A 20041-nucleotide genomic window follows, 5' to 3' on the forward strand; every position below is an offset into this window, starting at 1 on the left:
GCCGTCGCCGAGGCGCACGGCCAGCAGCTCGCCGGCGCTGGCCAGGGTATCGCGCTCGGCGCCCAGCTCCAGGCCCAGCTCGGCCAGCAGGGCGTCGCCGCCGGCCAGGCCGAAGCGCACCCAGGCGGCGCTTTCGTCGCTCAGTTTGGATTTGGAGAACACCGCGTACTTCTGCAGGTCGGCCAGTTGCGCCGCGACCAGCTCGCGCGCCATCGCTAGCAGGTAGCCGCCATCCACCGGGACGATGCGAAAGCTCGACAGCATGCGCCCCTTGGGCGTGCAGCGGGCGCCCAGGCTGGACTGGGTGGCGGACAGGTAGTCGAGGTTGCAGGTCAGCTGGCCCTGGAGAAACTTGCCGGCATCCGCGCCGCGCACGGCGAGCAGGCCTTCGTGGTCGAGGAGGGTGAAGTACGCGCTATCGGCCATGGTGGGAATCGAGTCGCTGGAGAAAAGACAGGGGCGTCATCATAGAGGGCGCGATAGGCGCTTGTCAGCGGGCGCGGTCGTCGCTTCGGGTCAACAGCGAGACTTTTCGCCGTTATACTGCCGGCCTCTTTCAAGGAGCCGTTCCATGGTCGACGCAACCGAACTCAACCGCCTGTTCTGGCACAGCCGTCGCGGCATGCTGGAGCTGGACGTACTGCTGGTGCCCTTCGTCAAGGAGGTCTACCCCAACCTGGATGCCGACGACCGGGCGCGCTACCGCAAGCTGCTGGAGTGCGAGGATCAGGACATGTTCGGCTGGTTCATGCAGCGCGGCGAGCCGGAAGACGCCGACCTCAAGCGCATGGTGCGCATGATCCTGGACCGTGTCCAACCTCAGTGAGGTGTTCGAATGCCATTGGCAGCCCTCGCGCGGGCTGCTGAGGCTCTATCTGGCCGCTTTGGCGCTGGCGCTGCTGGCGCCCTGGCTGGCCGCCGTGCCCCTGTGGGGCAAGGTTCTGGCGCTGGCGTTGTGCCTGGCGCATGCCGCCTGGGTGCTGCCGCGGCATATCCTGCTGACTTCGCCCCATGCCTTGCGCGGGCTGCGTCGCGACGCCCTCGGCTGGCAGCTGTGGAGCGCCGCGCGGGGCTGGCAGCCGGTGCAACTGCGCCCCGATAGCCTGGCCTTGCCGTTGGCGGTGGTGCTGCGCTTTCGCCTGCCGGGCGAGCGTTTCAGTCGCGGCCTGTGCATTCCCCGCGATGCGCTGCCGCGCGAGTTGCACAGGCGCCTGCGTCTGCGCCTGAAGTTCAGCCGCCGGCGCTGGGCTATGCCGGGGTCAGGATAGTGTCGCGCGCCTCGGCCAACTGCTCGGGGTAATCCAGGGTGTAGTGCAGGCCGCGGCTCTCGCGGCGGCGCATCGCCGACTCGATCATCAGTTCGGCGACCAGCGCCAGGTTGCGCAGCTCGATCAGGTCGCGGCTGACCTTGTAGTTGCTGTAGAACTCGTTGATCTCGCCCTGCAGCAGGCGCACGCGGTGCTCGGCGCGCTGCAGGCGCTTGTTGGTGCGCACGATGCCGACGTAGTCCCACATGAAGCGCCGCAGCTCGTCCCAGTTGTGCGCGATGATCACATCCTCGTCCGAGTCGGTGACCTGGCTGGCGTCCCAGCCGGGCAGGTCGGCCGGCATCGCGACCTGGTCGAGCTGGTCTACGATATCGGCGCAGGCCGAACGGGCGTAGACGAAGCATTCCAGCAGCGAGTTGCTGGCCAGGCGGTTGGCGCCGTGCAGGCCGGTGAAGCTGGTTTCGCCGATGGCGTACAGGCCGGGTACATCGGTGCGCCCGTGCTGGTCGACCACCACGCCGCCGCAGGTGTAGTGCGCCGCCGGCACCACCGGGATCGGCTCCTGGGTGATGTCGATGCCGAAGCCCAGGCAGCGTTCGTAGACGGTGGGGAAGTGATTCTTGATGAACTCCGCCGGCTTGTGGCTGATGTCCAGGTAGACGCAGTCGATACCGAGACGCTTCATCTCGTGGTCGATGGCGCGCGCGACTATGTCGCGCGGGGCCAGCTCGCCGCGTTCGTCGAAGCGCGGCATGAAGCGCTCGCCGCTGGGCAGGCGGAGCAGGGCGCCTTCGCCGCGCAGCGCCTCGGTGATCAGGAAGTTCTTCGCCTGCGGGTGGTAGAGGCAGGTGGGGTGGAACTGGTTGAATTCCAGGTTGCCCACCCGGCAGCCGGCGCGCCAGGCCATGGCGATGCCGTCGCCGCAGGCGCCGTCGGAGTTGCTGGTGTAGAGGTAGACCTTGGCCGCGCCGCCGGTGGCGAGAATCACGAAACGCGCGCTGAAGGTGTCCACCTCGCCGCGCGCGCGATCCAGCACGTAGGCGCCCAGGCAGCGTTCGCCAGACATGCCGAGCTTGCGCTCGGTGATCAGGTCGACCGCCACGCGCTGTTCTAGCAGCTCGATGTTGGGCCGTTGGCGAGCCCGTTCCAGCAGGGTGTTGAAGATCGCCGCGCCGGTGGCGTCGGCGGCGTGGATGATGCGCCGGTGGCTGTGGCCGCCCTCGCGGGTCAGGTGGAATTCGAAGCCGCCGTCTTCGCGCGCGGTCTGGTCGTCGCGGGTAAAGGGCACGCCCTGGTCGATCAGCCACTGGATGGCTTCGCGGCTGTGTTCCACGGTGAAGCGCGCGGCGTCTTCACGGCACAGGCCGGCGCCGGCATTGAGGGTGTCGGCGACGTGGGATTCGACGGTGTCGGTGTCGTCCAGCACCGCCGCCACGCCGCCCTGCGCCCAGTAGGTCGAGCCATTGGCTAGGTTACCCTTGCTCAGCACGGCGATGCGCAGCTGGGCGGGCAGGGTGAGGGCGAGAGTCAGGCCGGCGGCGCCGCTGCCGATGACCAGAACGTCGTGCTGGAAGTGTTGGTTCATGTCCGAATTCCGCGGGAATGCGAGCCCTAGTATATAGAGAGGGTCGGCGGCACAATAGCCAGCTTATGACCGACCGCAGTGCTCGGGAACTTTCTTAGTCGTTAAGGTTCCATACAGGGTCGCCCATATAAGGGAGAGCGCCGGCGCGTGCCCGCTCGATCTTCGGTCAAACCGTCGATCAATTGGGAAAACGTGTGGCGATAAATTATTCGCGCGAGCGGGATGCGTCCCGTTGGCGCCGCTCCGGCAGAGGGAAAAACAGACTCTGCGGGAAGCTTGCTTGGAGGGGAGAACTTTTGCGCGAGGCCCGAGTCTATCTTGGCAGGCTGATTCGCTCAGGGGCGCAAGCCTCCTCCAAGCATCATGAGGAGAGTGCATGCTAACCCAGGAAGATGATCAGCAACTGGTCGAACGAGTGCAGCGCGGTGACAAGCGCGCCTTCGATCTGTTGGTGCTGAAGTATCAGCACAAGATCCTCGGTTTGATCGTGCGATTCGTGCACGACACCCACGAGGCTCAGGACGTTGCCCAGGAAGCCTTCGTCAAGGCGTACCGGGCGCTTGGAAACTTTCGCGGTGACAGCGCGTTCTATACCTGGCTGTACCGCATCGCCATCAACACGGCGAAGAATTATCTGGTGTCCCGCGGTCGGCGGCCGCCAGATAGTGATGTCAGTAGCGATGACGCGGAGTTCTACGATGGCGACCACGCCCTCAAGGACATCGAGTCACCGGAACGGGCACTGCTGCGCGACGAGATCGAGGCCACGGTGCATCGAACCATCGCCCAGCTACCGGACGACTTGCGCACGGCTTTGACCCTGCGCGAGTTCGAGGGTCTGAGTTACGAGGACATTGCCAGCGTCATGCAGTGTCCGGTGGGTACCGTGCGTTCGCGGATCTTCCGTGCGCGTGAGGCCATTGATAAATCTCTGCAACCTTTGTTGCAGGAAGCCTGAGGCAGCGGCGACAGCCAAGAGAGGAACACCATGAGTCGTGAAACCCTGCAGGAATCGCTGTCCGCGGTGATGGATAACGAAGCGGACGAACTGGAGCTGCGGCGTGTGCTCGCGGCCAGTGAGGATGGCGAGCTGCGTGGCACCTGGTCGCGTTACCAGATCGCCCGTGCGGCTATGCACAGGGAGTTGCTGGAGCCGCGCCTGGATATCGCCGCGGCGGTCTCGGCGGCGCTGGCCGACGAGGTCGTGCCGGTGCGCAAGGCGCCGCTGTGGCGCAGTGTCGGTCGTCTCGCGGTGGCTGCTTCGGTGACCGTTGCAGTGCTTGCCGGCGTGCGCCTGTACAACCAGGACGAACTGAGCGGCAGTCAGTTGGCCCAGCAGGACGCTGCGCCGACGCTGTCTGTGCCGCAGGTGCAAGGGCCGGCGCTGCTGGCCGGATACAGCAGCGGCGAGGCGTCGAGCGAAGCCGCCAAGCCCGGCACCGCCGGCTGGCATGAGCAGCGTCTGCCGACCTACCTGCGCCAGCACACGCAGCAGGCGGCGATGAGTGCCGGTGAGACCGCATTGCCTTATGCGCGAGCCGCCAGCCTGGAAAACCGCTAAGGAGTCACATGCGCGCGATCCCTCTCTTTCTTCTCAGCGGCTGGCTGGCGTTGCCGGTTCATGCCGCTGATGCACAAGATTGGCTCAAGCGCCTCGCCGAAGCCGAGCGTGGGCAGAGCTTTCAGGGCACCTTCGTTTACGAGCGCAACGGCAGTTTCTCCACCCACAGCGTGTGGCATCGGGTAGAGGAGGGCGGTTCGATCCGCGAACGCCTGCTGCAGCTCGACGGCCCGGCCCAGGAAGTGCTCAAGGTCGACGGCCAGACCCAATGCGTCAGCGGCGCGCTGGCCGACCAGGTCGGCGACGCCCAGGCCTGGCCGGCGCGCCATCTGGACGCCGAGCAACTGGGCAACTGGTACGACATCCGCGTCGCCGGCCAGTCGCGCATCGCCGGACGCAATGCCGTGGTGTTGGTGTTGGCACCCAAGGATCAGCATCGCTACGGCTTCGAATTGCACCTGGACCAGGAAACCGGTCTGCCGCTGAAATCCCTGCTGCTCAACGAAAAGGGTCAGTTGCTGGAGCGCTTCCAGTTCACCCAGCTGCAGACCGCGGCCCCCGAAGCAGGCGCCCTGCAACCCAGCTCGCGCTGCCGTCCGGTACGCTTGCGTTCGGTCGATCAGGTGGTCGAAGGCAGCTGGCGTTCGGACTGGTTGCCCCCCGGTTTCACCCTCAACGCCGCTCAACTGCGGCGCAGTCCTGCCTCCGACGAGGCGGTCGCCTGCCTGATGTACGGCGACGGCCTGGCGCGTTTCTCGGTCTTTCTCGAGCCCCTGCAGGGGGCGGTGGTGGAAGATGCACGCAGCCAGCTCGGCCCTACCGTCGCGGTGTCGCGGCGCATGGCTACCGAGGCCGGCGACGTGATGGTCACCGTGGTCGGCGAGATCCCCCTGGGCACCGCCGAACGTATCGCCCTGTCCATGCGTGCCGGGGCCTCCGAACAGGTCAGTCAATGATCGAAGAACAGGGGCGCGTGGTGGCGGTCGAGCCCGGCGCGGTCTGGGTCGAGACACTGCGCAAGAGCACCTGTTCCAGCTGTTCGGCCAATGCCGCCTGCGGCCAAGGGTTGATGGAGCGTCTCGGCGTCGGCCGCCAGCGTGGCTATGTGCGCGCCCTCTGTCAGTTGCAGCTCGCGGTGGGTGACGCTGTGGTGATCGGCGTGCGCGAAGACCTGTTGGTGCGCAGCTCGCTGCTGGTCTATCTGTTGCCGCTGCTCGGCCTGTTGGGCGCCGCCCTGCTGGCCGACGGCCTCGGCCTGAGCGAGCCCTGGGTCATCCTCGGCGCTCTTGCCGGTCTATTCGCCACCTGGCTGCTGGTGCGCTGGCGCGCGTCGCGCGTCGCCGACGATCCGACCTTGCAACCCGTTGTCCTGCGTGCGCTGCTGGCCGGTGGGCCGGCGGCGAGTTGAGAGTGTTTGCGTTCCATATGGGGAGTCGTAGTCGATGAGAAAGCTCAGATCCGTTGCGCCGCTGTTGGCGGTTGCCCTGCTCTGGGGGCAGAGTCTGCTGGCCCAGGCCAGCCTGCCCGACTTCACCGAACTGGTGGAGGAGGCCTCGCCGGCGGTGGTCAATATCAGTACCCGGCAGAAGATGCCGGAGCGGGTGGCCGGCATTCAGCCGGGCATGCCCGACCTGGAAGGCCTGCCGCCGATGTTTCGCGAGTTCTTCGAACGCAACATTCCCCAAGTACCGCGCGGCCCCGGCGGCGGTCGCCAGCGCGAGGCGCAGTCGCTCGGCTCGGGCTTCATCATCTCCGCCGATGGGTATGTGCTGACCAACAACCATGTGGTCGCCGATGCCGATGAGATCATCGTGCGCCTGTCCGACCGCAGTGAGCTGGAGGCCAAACTGATCGGCGCCGACCCGCGCAGCGACGTGGCCCTGCTCAAGGTCGAGGGCGAGAATCTGCCCACCGTGCGCCTGGGCAAGTCCGACGAACTCAAGGTCGGCGAGTGGGTGCTGGCCATTGGCTCGCCCTTCGGCTTCGACCACTCGGTGACCGCCGGCATCGTCAGCGCCAAGGGCCGCAACCTGCCGAGCGACAGCTACGTGCCGTTCATCCAGACCGACGTAGCGATCAACCCCGGCAACTCCGGCGGTCCGCTGTTCAACCTGCAGGGCGAAGTGGTCGGCATCAATTCGCAGATCTTCACCCGCTCCGGCGGCTTCATGGGGCTGTCCTTCGCCATTCCCATGGAAGTGGCGCTGCAGGTGGCCGACCAGCTCAAGGCGGACGGCAAGGTCACCCGCGGCTGGCTCGGCGTGGTGATTCAGGAAGTGAACAAGGACCTGGCCGAATCCTTCGGCCTGGACAAACCGGCCGGCGCGCTGGTCGCTCAGGTGCTGGAGGACGGCCCGGCGGACAAGGGCGGGTTGCAGGTCGGCGACGTGATCCTCAGCCTCAACGGCAAGCCCATCGTCATGTCGGCCGACCTGCCGCATCTGGTCGGCGGCCTCAAGCCGGGCGAGAAGGCCGAGATGGACGTGGTGCGCGAAGGCTCGCGCAAGAAGCTCAGGCTCACCATCGGCACCCTGCCGGAAGAGGGGCAGGAGCTGGCGGCCGCCGGCACGCCGGGCGGCGAACGCAGCAACAACCGCCTGGGCGTTAGCGTGGTGGAGCTGACCGCCGAGCAGAAGAAGGGTCTCGACCTCAAGGGGGGAGTGGTGGTCAAGGAGGTGCTCAACGGCCCGGCGGCGATGATCGGCCTGCGTCCGGGCGACGTGATCACCCACCTGAACAACCAGGCCATCGACTCCACCGCCACCTTCGCCAAGGTCGCGCAGGAGCTGCCGAAGAACCGTTCGGTGTCGATGCGCGTGCTGCGCCAGGGGCGTGCCAGCTTTATCACCTTCAAGCTGGCTGAGTAATCCGGGCAACGCTGAAGAAGGGCGCTTTCGGGCGCCCTTCTGCGTATCTGCACCAGCGCGGTGTGCACGTGACGCGGTCGCGAGGGATCGGGTACAATCCGCGGCTATTTTCGGCAAGCGTCTTGCCTGTGCCTTCTTCGAGTGTTGATCCGTGAGTGACCTGAGTCATATCCGCAATTTTTCCATCATTGCCCACATCGATCACGGCAAGTCCACCTTGGCTGACCGTTTCATCCAGATGTGCGGCGGCCTCGCTGCACGTGAAATGGAGGCTCAGGTCCTGGACTCCATGGATCTGGAGCGTGAGCGCGGCATCACCATCAAGGCCCACAGCGTTACCCTTCACTACAAGGCGCGGGACGGTAAGACCTACCAGCTGAACTTCATCGATACCCCCGGTCACGTCGACTTCACCTATGAGGTCAGCCGCTCCCTGGCGGCCTGTGAGGGCGCGCTGCTGGTGGTCGATGCCGGTCAGGGTGTCGAGGCGCAGTCGGTGGCCAACTGCTACACCGCCATCGAGCAGGGCCTCGAGGTCATGCCGGTGCTGAACAAGATGGACCTGCCCCAGGCCGACCCGGATCGCGTCAAGGACGAGATCGAGAAGATCATCGGCATCGACGCCACCGACGCCGTGGCCTGCAGCGCGAAGAGCGGCATGGGCGTGGACGAGGTGCTCGAGCGCCTGGTGCAGACCATTCCGGCGCCGACCGGGGATATCGAAGCGCCGCTGCAGGCGCTGATCATCGACTCCTGGTTCGACAACTACCTGGGCGTGGTCTCGCTGGTGCGCGTGCGTCAGGGCCGCGTCAAGAAAGGTGACAAGATCTTGGTCAAGTCCACCGGCAAGGTGCACCTGGTCGACAGCGTCGGCGTCTTCACCCCGAAACACACCGCCACTGCCGATCTGAAAGCCGGTGAAGTGGGCTTCATCATCGCCAGCATCAAGGACATTCATGGTGCGCCGGTGGGCGACACCCTGACCCTGTCTTCGACCCCCGAGGTCGAGGTTCTGCCAGGCTTCAAGAGAATCCAGCCGCAGGTCTACGCCGGCCTGTTCCCGGTCAGCTCCGACGACTTCGAGGACTTCCGCGATGCCCTGCAGAAGCTGACCCTCAACGACTCGTCGCTGCAATACGCGCCGGAAAGCTCCGATGCGCTGGGCTTCGGCTTCCGTTGCGGCTTCCTCGGCATGCTGCACATGGAGATCATCCAGGAGCGCCTGGAGCGCGAATACGACCTGGACCTGATCACTACCGCGCCGAGCGTGATCTACGAGCTCGAGCTCAAGACCGGCGAAACCATCACCGTCGACAACCCGTCCAAGCTGCCGGATGTCTCGGCCGTCGCCGACTTCCGCGAGCCGATCGTCACCGCGACCATCCTGGTGCCGCAGGAGCACCTGGGCAACGTCATCACCCTGTGCATCGAGAAGCGCGGCGTGCAGCGCGACATGCAGTTCCTCGGTTCTCAGGTTCAGGTTCGTTACGACCTGCCGATGAACGAGGTGGTGCTGGACTTCTTCGACAAGCTCAAGTCGACCAGCCGCGGCTATGCGTCGCTGGACTATCATTTCGATCGCTACCAGTCGGCCAACCTGGTCAAGCTGGACGTGCTGATCAACGGCGACAAGGTCGATGCCCTGGCCTTGATCGTGCATCGCGACAACGCGGCCTACAAGGGCCGGGCACTGACCGAGAAAATGAAGGAACTGATCCCGCGGCAGATGTTCGACGTGGCGATCCAGGCCGCCATTGGCGGCCAGATCATCGCGCGGACCACGGTCAAGGCGCTCAGAAAGAACGTACTGGCCAAGTGTTACGGCGGCGACGTCAGCCGTAAGAAAAAGCTGCTGGAGAAGCAGAAGGCTGGTAAGAAACGCATGAAGCAGGTCGGTAACGTGGAAATCCCACAGGAAGCCTTCCTTGCCGTGCTCAGGTTGGATAGCTAAGGCTCTATGTCGATCAATTTCCCGCTCCTGTTGGTTATCGCGGTCGCCGTTTGCGGCTTTCTGGCTCTGGTCGACCTGGTTCTGCTGGCGCCGCGCCGGCGCTCGGCCATCGCCGCCTATCAGGGGCGCGTCGACGAGCCCGACGAGCGCGTGCTGGAGCGGTTGAGCAAGGAGCCCTTGCTGGTCGAGTACGGCAAGTCGTTCTTCCCGGTGCTGGCCATCGTCCTGGTGCTGCGCTCCTTCCTGGTCGAGCCGTTCCAGATTCCCTCCGGCTCGATGAAGCCGACCCTGGAAGTGGGCGATTTCATCCTGGTCAACAAGTTCGCCTACGGCATCCGCCTGCCGGTGCTCGACACCAAGGTGATCGAGGTGGACAACCCGCTGCGCGGCGACGTCATGGTGTTCCGCTACCCCAGCGATCCGACCATCAACTACATCAAGCGCGTGGTCGGCCTGCCCGGCGACCGCATCCAGTACACCCAGGGCAAGCGTCTGCTGATCAACGGCGAGCCGGTCGCGGAGAAACTGCTCGGCGAAGAAGCCGGCAGCCTGGGCAGCGCGATGCTCTATCAGGAGCGCCTGGGCCAGGTGCAGCACACCATCCGCAAGGAAATGAGCCGCATGCGCCGCGAACCCGGCGGCGAGTGGGTGGTGCCGCAAGGGCACTACTTCATGATGGGCGACAACCGCGACAACTCCAACGACAGCCGCTACTGGCGCGACCGCAAGATCCCGCAGGAGCTGTGGGGCATGGTCCCGGACGATCATATCGTCGGTAAGGCCTTCGCCATCTGGATGAGCTGGCCGGAGCCCAAGACCAGCAACCTGCCCAATTTCTCCCGTGTCGGCCTGATTCATTGAGTACTGGCGCGCTGCTTTCGGCAGCGCCGCAGGCTATAAATAGTCTTGCCGCAAGGCTCCAAACAAGACCGTCTATTGGGGATACACATGACTTTCGCGCGTTCGCAGCAGGGCCTGTCCATCCTGGGCTGGCTGGTGGTACTGGCCGTGGTGGCTTTTTTCGCCAGCACCGCATTCAAGATGATGCCGCACTACCTCGACTACATGTCGATGGAAAAGATCATCACCTCGGTGGAAACCGACAAGGCGCAGGAAGTGCGCACCGTCGGCGATTTCTACAACCATGTCAGCAAGGGCATGCAGGTCAACAACATCCGCGACCTGAACCTGCGCGAGGTGGTCAAGGTCAAGGTGGAGAACAACGAGTTCCTGGTCCACCTGAAGTATGAGAAACGCGAGCCGCTGATCGAGAACCTCGATCTGGTGGCGACCTTCGACAAAGAATTTCGTGTACGCATGCCGTGAGTTCCAACCTGTCCCGCCTCGAGCGCAAGCTCGGTTACAGCTTCAAGGACCAGGACCTGATGGTTCTGGCCCTGACCCATCGCAGTTTCGCCGGGCGCAACAACGAACGCCTGGAATTCCTCGGTGATGCCATCCTCAACTTCGTCGCCGGCGAGGCGCTGTTCGAGCGCTTCCCGCAGGCGCGCGAGGGCCAGTTGTCGCGCCTGCGCGCGCGCCTGGTCAAGGGCGAGACCCTGGCCGTGCTGGCGCGCGGCTTCGAGCTGGGCGAGTACCTGCGCCTGGGCTCTGGCGAGCTGAAAAGCGGCGGTTTCCGCCGCGAGTCGATCCTCGCCGATGCCCTGGAGGCGCTGATCGGCGCCATCTACCTGGATGCCGGCATGGAGGCGGCGCGCGAGCGAGTGCTGGACTGGTTGACCGGCGAGCTGGATGGCCTGACGCTGGTCGACACCAACAAGGACCCGAAGACGCGCCTGCAGGAGTTTCTGCAATCGCGCGCCTGCGAACTGCCCCGTTACGAGGTGGTGGACATTCAGGGCGAGCCGCACTGCCGTACCTTCATGGTCGAGTGCCAGGTGGCCCTGCTCAATGAAAAGACCCTGGGCCAGGGCGGCAGCCGGCGTATCGCCGAGCAGGTCGCCGCGGCTGCGGCACTGATCGCCCTCGGGGTGGAGAACGGCAATGACTGATGCACCTGTGAGCCGCTGCGGCTATGTCGCCATCGTCGGTCGCCCCAACGTGGGCAAATCGACGCTGCTCAACCATATCCTCGGGCAGAAGCTGGCGATCACCTCGCGCAAGCCGCAGACCACGCGCCACAACATGCTCGGGATCAAGACCGAGGGCGAGATCCAGGCGGTCTACGTCGACACCCCCGGCCTGCACAAGAACAGCGACAAGGCGCTCAACCGCTACATGAACAAGACCGCGGCCTCGGCGCTCAAGGACGTCGACGTGGTGATCTTCGTGGTCGACCGCGCACGCTGGACCGACGAAGACCAGATGGTGCTCGAGCGCGTGCAGTACGTGCAGGGGCCGGTGATCCTGGCGGTGAACAAGGTCGACCGCCTCGAGGAAAAGGCCGAGCTGATCCCGCACCTGCAATGGCTGCAGCAGCAGCTGCCGAACGCCGAAGTGGTGCCGATCTCGGCGCAGCAGGGCAGCAACCTCGACACTCTGGAGCAGCTGGTGGCCGAGCGCCTGCCGGAAGGCGAGCACTTCTTCCCGGAAGACCAGATCACCGACCGCTCCAGCCGTTTCCTCGCCGCCGAACTGGTGCGCGAGAAGATCATGCGTCAGCTCGGCGCCGAACTGCCCTACCAGATCACCGTGGAGATCGAGGAGTTCAAGCAGGAAGGGCGCATTCTGCATATCCATGCGCTGATCCTGGTGGAGCGCGACGGGCAGAAGAAGATCATCATCGGCGACAAGGGCGAGCGCATCAAACGCATCGGCCAGGAGGCGCGCAAGGACATGGAGGTGCTGTTCGACTCCAAGGTCATGCTCAACCTCTGGGTCAAGGTCAAGGGTGGCTGGTCCGACGACGAGCGCGCGCTGCGCTCGCTGGGCTACCTGGAGTAGACCGCGCCGTGCGCACCTTTGGTGCCCGTCATAGAGTACCCAGGCAGCCACGCCGATGAGCCACGCCGCCTACGTCCTGCATAGCCGTCCGTACAAGGAAAGCAGCGCCCTGGTGGATTTCTTCACCCCCCAAGGGCGCCTGCGTGCCGTGCTGCGCGCCGCGCGCGGCAAGGCCGGCAGCATCGCCCGGCCGTTCGCCCCGTTGGAGCTGGAACTGCGCGGGCGTGGCGAGCTGAAGACGGTCGGGCGTCTGGAAAGCGCCGGGATTCCGCTGCTGCTGAGCGGCGAGGCGCTGTTCTCCGGGCTCTACCTCAACGAACTGCTGATCCGCCTGCTGCCGGCCGAAGACCCGCACCCGCGGATGCTCGAACACTATGCCCTGACCCTTGCCGCCCTGGCCCAGGGCCGGCCGCTGGAGCCCTTGCTGCGCGCCTTCGAATGGCGCCTGCTGGACGAGTTGGGCTATGGTTTCGCCCTGGATCGCGACCAGCAGGGCGCGCCGGTCGCGCCCGACGGCCTGTACCGCTGGCAGCTGGACGCCGGCCTGGTGCCGGTGGCGCAATTGCAGCCCGGGGTGTTCCACGGTCGCGACCTGCTGGCCATGGCCGAGGCCGACTGGAGCGCCCCCGGCGCCCTGGCCGCGGCCAAGCGCCTGATGCGTCAGGCGCTGGCACCCCATCTGGGCGGCCGACCGCTGGTCAGCCGCGAACTCTTCATGACGCTCAAGGAGCCCAAGCGTGACTGACGCCAACCGAATCCTGCTAGGCGTGAACATCGATCACGTCGCCACCCTGCGCCAGGCCCGTGGCACCCGCTACCCCGATCCGGTGAAAGCCGCGCTGGATGCCGAGGAGACCGGTGCCGACGGTATCACCGTGCACCTGCGCGAGGATCGCCGGCATATCCAGGATCGCGACGTGCGAATCCTCGCCGAGGTGCTGCAGACGCGGATGAACTTCGAGATGGGCGTCACCGACTTCATGCTCGACTTCGCCGAGCAGATCCGCCCGGCGCATGTCTGCCTGGTGCCGGAAACCCGCCAGGAGCTGACCACCGAAGGCGGCCTCGACGTGGCCGGCCAGGAGGCGCGCATCGCCGCCGCGGTCGAGCGGCTTTCCCGCGCCGGCTGCGAGGTGTCGCTGTTCATCGACGCCGAGGCGCGGCAGATCGAGGCTTCCCGGCGCGTCGGTGCGCCGGCCATCGAACTGCACACCGGGCGCTACGCCGATGCCCACACCCCCGAGGAAGCCGCCCGCGAACTGGCGCGTATCCGCGACGGCGTCGCCTGCGGCCTGCAGCATGGCCTGATCGTCAACGCCGGGCATGGCCTGCACTACCACAACGCCGAGGCGGTGGCGGCGATTGCCGGGATCAACGAGCTGAACATCGGCCACGCCATCGTCGCCCACGCGCTGTTCGTCGGCTTCAAGCAGGCGGTGGCGGAGATGAAGGCGCTGATCGTCGCGGCGGCCAATCGCGGTTAGCCGCTGCAGGGCGTCGCGGCGCCGCCCAGGCCATGCGCACCGCCCCGTATCCGATGCGTGCCGTTCAGCTCTGCGCAAACGCCTGGATCACCTGCGTGGCGAGTGCCTCGATCGCGTCGTTGGCCTGAGTGCCGCGCAGTAGCCTGATCTGGTAGTCGTCCAGCGGCGGCAGGCCGTGCTCCTCGCCCAAACGACGTAGCGGCGGCCGGATCAGGCCGCGGGGGAAGGGGGCTATCGCCAGATCGGCGATCATCGCCGCTTCCAGCCCCGCACTTTGATCGCAGGAGTACGCCACGCGATAGTCCAGGCCAATCCGGTCGAGGGCGTCCAGCGCCGCACGGCGCCAGGCGCAGCCGGGATTGGCCAGGGCCAGCGGCAGCGGCGAGCGCTGTACCGCCAGGCCGCCGTCGCGACCTGCCCAGACCAGCGGCTCGGTATGGACCACCACGCCGAGCGTATCGTCCAGGCCCTGATTGCCGGTCTCGATCAGGCACAGGTCGAGTTCGCCCAGCTCCAGTTTGGCCACCAGATCCACGCTGCGTCCCACGCAGACGTCCACCTGCACGGCCGGATGGCTGCGGGCGAAGCTGGTCAGCACGCCAGGCAGCACGCGGGTGCTCAGATCGTTCGGGATGCCCAGGCAGACCCGGCCGCTCAGCGCCGGCTGGAGAAACTGCGCCACCGCCTCCTCGTTGAGCCTGAGCAGGCGCCTGGCGTAACCCAGCAGCAGCTCACCCTCGGCGGTCAGGCGCACGCGCCTGGCCTCGCGGACGAACAGGCGCTGGCCGAGGCTTTCCTCCAGGCGTTTGATCTGCAGGCTGACGGCTGCCGTGCTGCGAAACACCTGCGCCGCAGTTCGGGTGAAGCTGCCGCTGTCGGCGATGGCGACGAAGGTGCGCAGCACATCGCTTTCCAGCAGCGGCAGGGAGATGGGGGCTGCCGTGTTCATGACCGTTAAATAATAATTAACTAATGGTTTGATATTTGTCGTTTGTTTGAACGATAGGCGCGTTTCATCCTGCTCGCAAGCCCGGCCAGAAGCCGGCACTGAACAGGAGGAAAGGCCATGAAAGGTTCGAACGAGTGCGACAAGTCGCGTCCAGCCATGCCCGAGTTCTATATGCCGGCCATGTGGCCGCTGGATCTGCAGAACGCCATCGCCGACTGGATCGGCGCCTGGTGCTGGCGTCGGCGCATGCGCCGTCTGCTGGCGCAGGATGCCGAGGGGCGGATTCGCCTGGGCAGTGCCCGCGGCGTGGTGGAGCAGGGGGCGAGCGAACCGCTACGGCTGATCGCGCAGCGGCGGGCGTTGTGGCTGCGCGGCGAATGACTGGGTTGAGCGCAGGGTGACGGTTAATAGGCGTCCGTTGGCGGATGGGCCGCTTATCGCTGTGACGCAGTTTTTGCGCAAGCCTATTACCGTTCGTCGGCTCCGACGAAGTTTTTCCGACCAATGTCGAAACGTCCCCGGCGCGTTCGACTATCCAGTACCCACCCGCCAAGGAACTGGAGCGCGTCATGAAATACCTCTGCCTCGTCTACGCCAACGAACAGGAGCTGCACAGCTCCCCCGACAGCCCGCATGACAGCGAGTGCCTCGCCTACGCCAACGCCGTGCAGGAGAGCGGGCGCATGCTCGCCGCCGAGGCGCTGCAGTCGGTGCGGAGCGCCACCACCGTGCGTATGCGCGGCGGCAAGCTGGCGATCACCGACGGCCCCTTCGCCGAAACCAAGGAGCAGCTGGCCGGCTTCTATCTGGTGGAGGCGCGCGACCTCAACGAGGCGATCCAGCTCGCCGGGCACATCCCCGCCGCCCGTGTCGGCTGCGTGGAGGTGCGCCCGGTGCGCGAACTGGACGTCCAGCCGGCGCAGTTGCAGGCCGGCCGGCACTGAGCCGCCATCGGCAGGAGAACCGCTATGGACCGCAGCTATATTCCCGAGGTCGCCACGCGCGAGCAGTGGCTGGCCGCCCGCAAGGCGCTGCTGGAGCAGGAGAAGGCCCTGACCCACCAGCGCGATGCGCTCAACCGCGCGCGCCGCGCCCTGCCCATGGTGGCGGTGGAGGAGGATTACCGCTTCCAGGGCCCGCAGGGCGAGGTGCGTCTGCTCGACCTGTTCGAGGGGCGCAGCCAATTGATCGTCTACCACTTCATGTACCACATGGATCGCGGCGAGGGCTGCGACGGCTGCTCCTGCCTGGTCGACAACATCGGCCATCAGTCCCACCTGCACGCGCGCGACACCACCCTGGTGCTGGTCTCGCGCGCGCCGCTGGCCGATCTCGACGCCTTCAAGCGGCGCATGGGCTGGACGCTGCCCTGGTACAGCTCCTACGGCAGCCGTTTCAACTACGACTACCAGGCCACCTGCGACGAGAGGGTGGCCCCGGTGCAGTACAACTACCGCGACCAGGCCGAGCTGCAGCGCCTGGGTCTGGACTACCACCTGCAGGGCGAACAGCCCGGCGTCAGCGTGTTCCTGCGCGACGGCGAGCAGGTGTTCCACACCTATTCCTGCTATGCGCGTGGCCTGGAAATGCTGATGAGCAGCTTCCACTACCTCGACCTCACCCCCTTCGGCCGCGGCGAGGGCTGGGACGGCATGCCCGACCTGGACGGCAAGGGACTCAACTGGACGCGCCTGCACGACGAGTACGAACAGGCGGCGCCCGCCCACGACTGTTGTGGCCACAAGGCCTGAATATCAACAAGGAGATTCGACATGAGTCAGCACGAACTGCAAGATGCCCTGAACGGCTGGACCGAAGCCTGCCGCAGCAAGGACGTGGCGCGCATCATGAGCCACTACGCCGAAGACGTGGTGGCCTACGATGCCATCGGCCCGCTGCGTTTCCAGGGGCGCCCGACGTACCAGGCGCACTGGCAGGCCTGCATGGAGATGTGCAGCGGCCCGGGGATGTTCGAACCGCACGAGCCGACCTTCACCGCCGCCGGCGATCTCGGCGTGACCCACTACCTGCTGCACTGCGGTGGTACCAATGAAAAGGGCGAGCTGCAGACCTGCTGGATGCGCGTGACCCAGTGCCTGCGTCGCCAGGGCGGGCGCTGGCTGATCTTCCACGAGCACTTCTCCGCGCCCAGCGACATGGAAAGCGGCAAGGCGCTGTTCGATCTGCAGCCCTGACGCCGGTCAGGACGCCCAGTCCATGGCGCTGTCTTCGGCGTACTTGAGCGCGGGCGCGTAGTCCCGGTAGTCGCTCCAGTTGCGCTGGCCGTTGGCGATGTCCTGCATCAGCGGATAGAGCGATCCTTCCAGGGCCGACACGTAGCCACGTCCGACCTCGGCCAGGTGGGTGATGATGGCCAGGTCCTGCAACTCCACCGGTAGGTGCATCAACCCGACGGCATCGCCGGTCGCCCAGTCGAGAAATTGCTGGGCGACGGCGCGGCCCTGGTTCGGTTGCCGCGCCGCCCAGGCGGCGATTTGTGCATAGCTGCTGGGGCGGCTACCGGCGCGGCGAATCACCGGATCGTAGTTCTGCCAGCCGCGCCCCAGCTTGAAGCCCAGGCCGCCCAGCTCGCTGTTGACGTGGGCGATGAGTTCGTCGCGTTTGTCCTGCTGGTTGCCGACCCACATGTTGGCGAACCAATGACGGCCCCAGATGACGAGGATATTCGCTTCTGCCTGTGACATGGCGTGCCTCCTTTCGTTGTGTCGTGGCAGGCAGAAGCCTAGTCGCTGCGTCGCTGTTGGCGAGGCCTGCAAGCAGTGCTGGCGAAATCGTGCGAACTAGCCTGCGGCCAGGCGCAACATGCGCTGCGCCTGCTGCCGCAGGGCTTCACGCAGCTGCGCCGGCTGTTCGATGTGGAAATCGAAGGACAGGCGCAGCAGCAGGCGGGCGAACCAGGTCGGGCTGTCGGTGCTGGTGCTCAGGCGCACGCCGTCGCCCTCGGGCGTCAGCAGGCCGGCGTTGACGCCGAGTTCGGCGACGGCGCCGGCCAGGTCGGTGTGCAGCAGGATGCGCACCGGGTAGGCACGCGGCAGGTTGGCGATGCTGGCATTGAGGTGTGTGGCGGCGTCGAAGTCGTGCGGGCGCTCGAAGCGGCTGTCCAGCGTCCGTACCTCGCGCAGGCGCTCCAGGCGGAACGAGCGCAGCGCCTGGCGCAGGTGGCAGTAGCCGCTCAGGTACCAGAGACCCTGACGGAACACCAGGCCGTAGGGATCGACCTCGCGCTCGCTGCACTGGCCCTGTTCGCTGCAATAAACCAGGCGCACGCGCTGACGCTCCTGGGCGGCGGCGGCGAGTTCGGCCAGCAGCAGCTGATCGCCGGTGCCGCGGCTGCGCGGCAGATCCAGGGTGGCGCTCTGGCTCAGGGCGCGCACCCGCTGCTGCAGCTTGGCCGGCATCACCCGTTCCAGCTTGGCCTGGGCGCTGGCCACCGCCGCCGCGGTCTCGGCCAGGCCGAGCTTGGTCGTGGCCAGGAGGCCCAGGGCCACGGCCTGGGCTTCCTCGAGGTTGAACATCAGGGGCGGCAGCTTGAAGCCGGCCACCAGGCGGTAGCCACCGTAGCGGCCGCGCTCGCTGGTCAGCGGAATGCCCAGGTCTTCCAGGTGGCGGATATAGCGGCGCAGGGTGCGCCCGTCCACTTCCAGGCGTTCGGCCAGTTCGCGGCCGCTGAGCTGGCCGTGGCTCTGCAGCAGTTCCAGCAGGGCCAGCACGCGGGTGGTGGGACTGTTCACGGGGGACGGACTCCGGGGGCGCGCGGGGCGTCGGGATAAACATCAGGGGAACGATTTTATTAGGGCCGAATATAGCCTAATTCGCCCTTAGCCTGGCAGCAGGTGACGCGAAGGGCGCGTCGACCGCTGGCAGACAAGGAGTTCTTCTCATGCAACCGATACTGTTCTACGGCGTGCCGCAAGGTTGTTCGTTCGGTGCCATCGTCGCCCTCGAGTGGCTCGGCCAGCCATACCGGCTGTGTCGCGTGGAGATGCTCGAGCAACCCTGGGACCCGCTGTTCGAGCGGCTCAACCCGCTGTACCAGACACCCACGCTATTGCTGGAAAGCGGTGAGTCGCTGAGCGAGAGCCTGGCGATTCTGCTGCACCTGGCGGCGCGGGCAGAGGGCTCGCCGCTGGCGCCGCGCCAGGGCAGCGCCGAGTTCGATGCGCTCAACCAGATGCTGGCCTACCTGGTGAGCGATTTCTTCGCCGCCTTCAGCCCCTTGTGGCTGGCCTACGAGAAGACCGAGCTGGACGAGTCGCAACGCGCGCTGTTGCGCAGCCTGGGGGCCGAGCAGGTGGCGGCGGGTTGTCGCTACCTCGAGCGGCTGCTGAGCGAGCGCGACTGGCTGCTGGGCGAACGGCGCAGCCTGGCGGACGCCTACCTCGCCGGCATCGGCCGCTGGGTCGACTACCACCAGCTGTTCGATCTGCAGCGGGAGCATCCGCATCTGGCCCGTCACCTGGCCCGGCTCGCCGCCGATCCGGCGGCGTGCTTCGCCCGCGCCATCGAGCGCGGCGAAACGGCCCACAGCGGCGGCTTTCTCGGTCATGTCGAGCTACAGCAAGTGCGCGAACGTCTGGAGGCGGCCTGAGAGGTGTTCGAGGATTCGCTGATCGATCATCCGTGCATCACCGTGGCCAACTTCCGCCGCAGCCGTGCCTGGTATCGGGCGGCCCTGGCGCCCCTGGGCTACGAGCTGAAACACGAGGGCGAGCACGGTGCGGGGCTGGCTGCCGGCTTCGGCCCGCGGGACAGCGCGCCGGCCTTGCTCTACCTGCTCAGCGCCGTACCGGGGCGCGCCGTAGGCGAGGCGTGCCCGCCTTTTCGCCTGCGGGCAGGCAACCGCGAGGCGGTGCGGGCTTTCCATGCCGCGGCGCTGCAGGCCGGCGGCGAGGACGACGGCCGACCCGGAGTGCACGCCGAATCCGGCTGCTACGCCGCCTGCGTGCTCGACCCGGACGGCTACAGCGTCGAGGTGATCTGTGACGCCTGACGGCCCGCTTACTGCTGGCCCAGCGCCGCGCAGGAGGCTTCGTAGCGCTGCTGGCAGGCGCTCTGGTACAGGCGCCGCGCCTGGTCCGGGTCGCGCGGCACGCCGCCTTCGCCGCGGCGGTAGAGGTTGCCGAGAATGTGCTGGGCCATGGGGTTGCCGGCGGCCGCTGACTGGTTGAGGTACTTGAGCATGCCCCGCTGGTTGGCGAATTCCGGTGCGTCGCGCCCGGTGTAGAGGTAGGCCAGGCTCACCGCGGCCATGGCGTGGCCCTTGTCGGCGGCCTGCTTCCACCAGTATTCGGCCTGCTTGAGGTTCTTCTCCGGCTGGCCGACGAAGTAGCTGCTGCCGAGCTGGAACTGGCTCTCCAGATCGCCGCGCTGGGCCTGCTGGCGCAGATCGCGCAATGGGTCCTGCGGCGTCTGTTGCTGGGGTTGCGGCTGCGCCGGCGGGCTCGCCGGGCT

At 66.4% G+C, this 20041-nt stretch carries 26 protein-coding genes; 20 read left to right on the forward strand and 6 right to left on the reverse strand.

Translation table 11 applies throughout. The features are described 5' to 3' along the window. The coding region (locus N878_RS17095) for a folate-binding protein YgfZ (RefSeq protein WP_021444817.1) at positions 1–426 on the reverse strand (426 nt) is incomplete at its 3' end. A gap of 145 nt (positions 427–571) precedes the next feature. Here N878_RS17095 and N878_RS17100 point away from each other — a divergent pair. Together N878_RS17100 and N878_RS17105 are read left to right on the forward strand one after the other, a co-directional pair. Continuing rightward, the gene (locus N878_RS17100; RefSeq protein ID WP_021444818.1) at positions 572–826 is read left to right on the forward strand and encodes a succinate dehydrogenase assembly factor 2; all 255 of its coding nucleotides are present in this window, start codon (positions 572–574) and stop codon (positions 824–826) included. Continuing rightward, entirely contained in the window at positions 810–1268 is a 459-nt protein-coding gene (locus tag N878_RS17105) for a protein YgfX (RefSeq protein WP_021444819.1), read from the forward strand. Before N878_RS17100 ends, N878_RS17105 begins: the two co-directional genes overlap by 17 nt. Here N878_RS17105 and nadB read toward each other — a convergent pair. After that, positions 1249–2853: an L-aspartate oxidase gene (nadB, locus tag N878_RS17110; protein ID WP_021444820.1), complete on the reverse strand. Its 1605-nt coding sequence runs from the start codon at positions 2851–2853 to the stop codon at positions 1249–1251. The two genes, N878_RS17105 and nadB, sit on opposite strands and share 20 nt — an antisense overlap. Positions 2854–3229: 376 nt before the next feature. Between nadB and rpoE the strand changes: the two genes are divergently transcribed. The 12 genes from rpoE to pdxJ all read left to right on the forward strand — a co-directional run bounded on the left by rpoE (position 3230) and on the right by pdxJ (position 13620). Then, entirely contained in the window at positions 3230–3811 is a 582-nt protein-coding gene (gene rpoE / locus N878_RS17115) for an RNA polymerase sigma factor RpoE (RefSeq protein ID WP_003245473.1), read from the forward strand. A gap of 30 nt (positions 3812–3841) precedes the next feature. Continuing rightward, a complete protein-coding gene (locus tag N878_RS17120) occupies positions 3842–4414 on the forward strand; it encodes a sigma-E factor negative regulatory protein (protein ID WP_021444821.1) in 573 nt (190 codons plus the stop codon). Positions 4415–4422: 8 nt separating this feature from the next. Continuing rightward, positions 4423–5370 carry a MucB/RseB C-terminal domain-containing protein gene (locus N878_RS17125; protein WP_021444822.1) on the forward strand — a complete coding sequence of 316 codons (948 nt, stop codon included), beginning with the start codon at positions 4423–4425 and terminating at the stop codon, positions 5368–5370. Beyond that, positions 5367–5822, forward strand: coding sequence for a SoxR reducing system RseC family protein (locus tag N878_RS17130; protein ID WP_021444823.1), 456 nt, complete (start codon positions 5367–5369; stop codon positions 5820–5822). Before N878_RS17125 ends, N878_RS17130 begins: the two co-directional genes overlap by 4 nt. A 34-nt stretch (positions 5823–5856) precedes the next feature. Then, positions 5857–7281, forward strand: a complete 1425-nt coding sequence (locus tag N878_RS17135; RefSeq protein ID WP_031303356.1) for a DegQ family serine endoprotease — start codon at positions 5857–5859, stop codon at positions 7279–7281. A gap of 151 nt (positions 7282–7432) precedes the next feature. Then, entirely contained in the window at positions 7433–9232 is a 1800-nt protein-coding gene (gene lepA, locus N878_RS17140; protein WP_021444825.1) for a translation elongation factor 4, read from the forward strand. Positions 9233–9238: 6 nt separating this feature from the next. Then, on the forward strand, positions 9239–10093 hold the full coding sequence (lepB, locus tag N878_RS17145) for a signal peptidase I (protein WP_021444826.1): 855 nt from the start codon (positions 9239–9241) through the stop codon (positions 10091–10093). An 87-nt stretch (positions 10094–10180) separates the two neighbouring features. After that, entirely contained in the window at positions 10181–10558 is a 378-nt protein-coding gene (locus N878_RS17150) for a DUF4845 domain-containing protein (protein ID WP_021444827.1), read from the forward strand. Next, on the forward strand, positions 10555–11244 hold the full coding sequence (rnc, locus tag N878_RS17155) for a ribonuclease III (protein WP_021444828.1): 690 nt from the start codon (positions 10555–10557) through the stop codon (positions 11242–11244). The genes N878_RS17150 and rnc overlap by 4 nt, the downstream gene beginning before the upstream one ends. After that, complete coding sequence (gene era, locus N878_RS17160; protein ID WP_031303358.1) at positions 11237–12136, forward strand: GTPase Era; 900 nt, start codon at positions 11237–11239, stop codon at positions 12134–12136. Before rnc ends, era begins: the two co-directional genes overlap by 8 nt. Positions 12137–12191: 55 nt before the next feature. Further along, on the forward strand, positions 12192–12881 hold the full coding sequence (gene recO, locus N878_RS17165) for a DNA repair protein RecO (RefSeq protein ID WP_021444830.1): 690 nt from the start codon (positions 12192–12194) through the stop codon (positions 12879–12881). Then, on the forward strand, positions 12874–13620 hold the full coding sequence (gene pdxJ / locus N878_RS17170; RefSeq protein ID WP_021444831.1) for a pyridoxine 5'-phosphate synthase: 747 nt from the start codon (positions 12874–12876) through the stop codon (positions 13618–13620). The genes recO and pdxJ overlap by 8 nt, the downstream gene beginning before the upstream one ends. Before the next feature lie 64 nt (positions 13621–13684). On the opposite strand, the gene N878_RS17175 is transcribed toward pdxJ, so the two are convergent. Beyond that, on the reverse strand, positions 13685–14569 hold the full coding sequence (locus N878_RS17175; protein WP_021444832.1) for a LysR substrate-binding domain-containing protein: 885 nt from the start codon (positions 14567–14569) through the stop codon (positions 13685–13687). Positions 14570–14686: 117 nt separating this feature from the next. Here N878_RS17175 and N878_RS17180 point away from each other — a divergent pair, with 117 nt between their 5' ends. The 4 genes from N878_RS17180 to N878_RS17195 all read left to right on the forward strand — a co-directional run bounded on the left by N878_RS17180 (position 14687) and on the right by N878_RS17195 (position 16764). Then, entirely contained in the window at positions 14687–14950 is a 264-nt protein-coding gene (locus tag N878_RS17180) for a hypothetical protein (RefSeq protein WP_021444833.1), read from the forward strand. 188 nt (positions 14951–15138) lie between these two features. Continuing rightward, positions 15139–15513 (forward strand): YciI family protein, encoded by a 375-nt coding sequence (locus tag N878_RS17185; RefSeq protein WP_021444834.1) that lies wholly within the window; start codon positions 15139–15141, stop codon positions 15511–15513. A gap of 24 nt (positions 15514–15537) precedes the next feature. Then, on the forward strand, positions 15538–16320 hold the full coding sequence (locus N878_RS17190; RefSeq protein ID WP_021444835.1) for a DUF899 domain-containing protein: 783 nt from the start codon (positions 15538–15540) through the stop codon (positions 16318–16320). A 21-nt stretch (positions 16321–16341) separates the two neighbouring features. Then, positions 16342–16764, forward strand: coding sequence for a nuclear transport factor 2 family protein (locus tag N878_RS17195; protein WP_021444836.1), 423 nt, complete (start codon positions 16342–16344; stop codon positions 16762–16764). Between the two features lie 6 nt (positions 16765–16770). Here the strand turns inward: N878_RS17195 and N878_RS17200 are convergent, their stop codons facing one another. Beyond that, complete coding sequence (locus tag N878_RS17200; protein ID WP_021444837.1) at positions 16771–17274, reverse strand: hypothetical protein; 504 nt, start codon at positions 17272–17274, stop codon at positions 16771–16773. A gap of 96 nt (positions 17275–17370) precedes the next feature. Next, positions 17371–18321: a YafY family protein gene (locus N878_RS17205; RefSeq protein WP_021444838.1), complete on the reverse strand. Its 951-nt coding sequence runs from the start codon at positions 18319–18321 to the stop codon at positions 17371–17373. A gap of 149 nt (positions 18322–18470) precedes the next feature. On the opposite strand from N878_RS17205, the gene N878_RS17210 reads away from it, so the two are divergent. After that, the gene (locus N878_RS17210) at positions 18471–19178 is read left to right on the forward strand and encodes a glutathione S-transferase family protein (protein WP_021444839.1); all 708 of its coding nucleotides are present in this window, start codon (positions 18471–18473) and stop codon (positions 19176–19178) included. Positions 19179–19181: 3 nt separating this feature from the next. Next, the gene (locus tag N878_RS17215; protein ID WP_021444840.1) at positions 19182–19580 is read left to right on the forward strand and encodes a VOC family protein; all 399 of its coding nucleotides are present in this window, start codon (positions 19182–19184) and stop codon (positions 19578–19580) included. 8 nt (positions 19581–19588) lie between these two features. Here N878_RS17215 and N878_RS17220 read toward each other — a convergent pair. Further along, the coding region (locus N878_RS17220) for a tetratricopeptide repeat protein (RefSeq protein WP_021444841.1) at positions 19589–20041 on the reverse strand (453 nt) is incomplete at its 5' end.

The sequence above is a fragment of the Pseudomonas sp. EGD-AK9 genome (assembly GCF_000465935.2).
In the GTDB taxonomy this organism is placed as follows: Bacteria; Pseudomonadota; Gammaproteobacteria; order Pseudomonadales; family Pseudomonadaceae; genus Aquipseudomonas.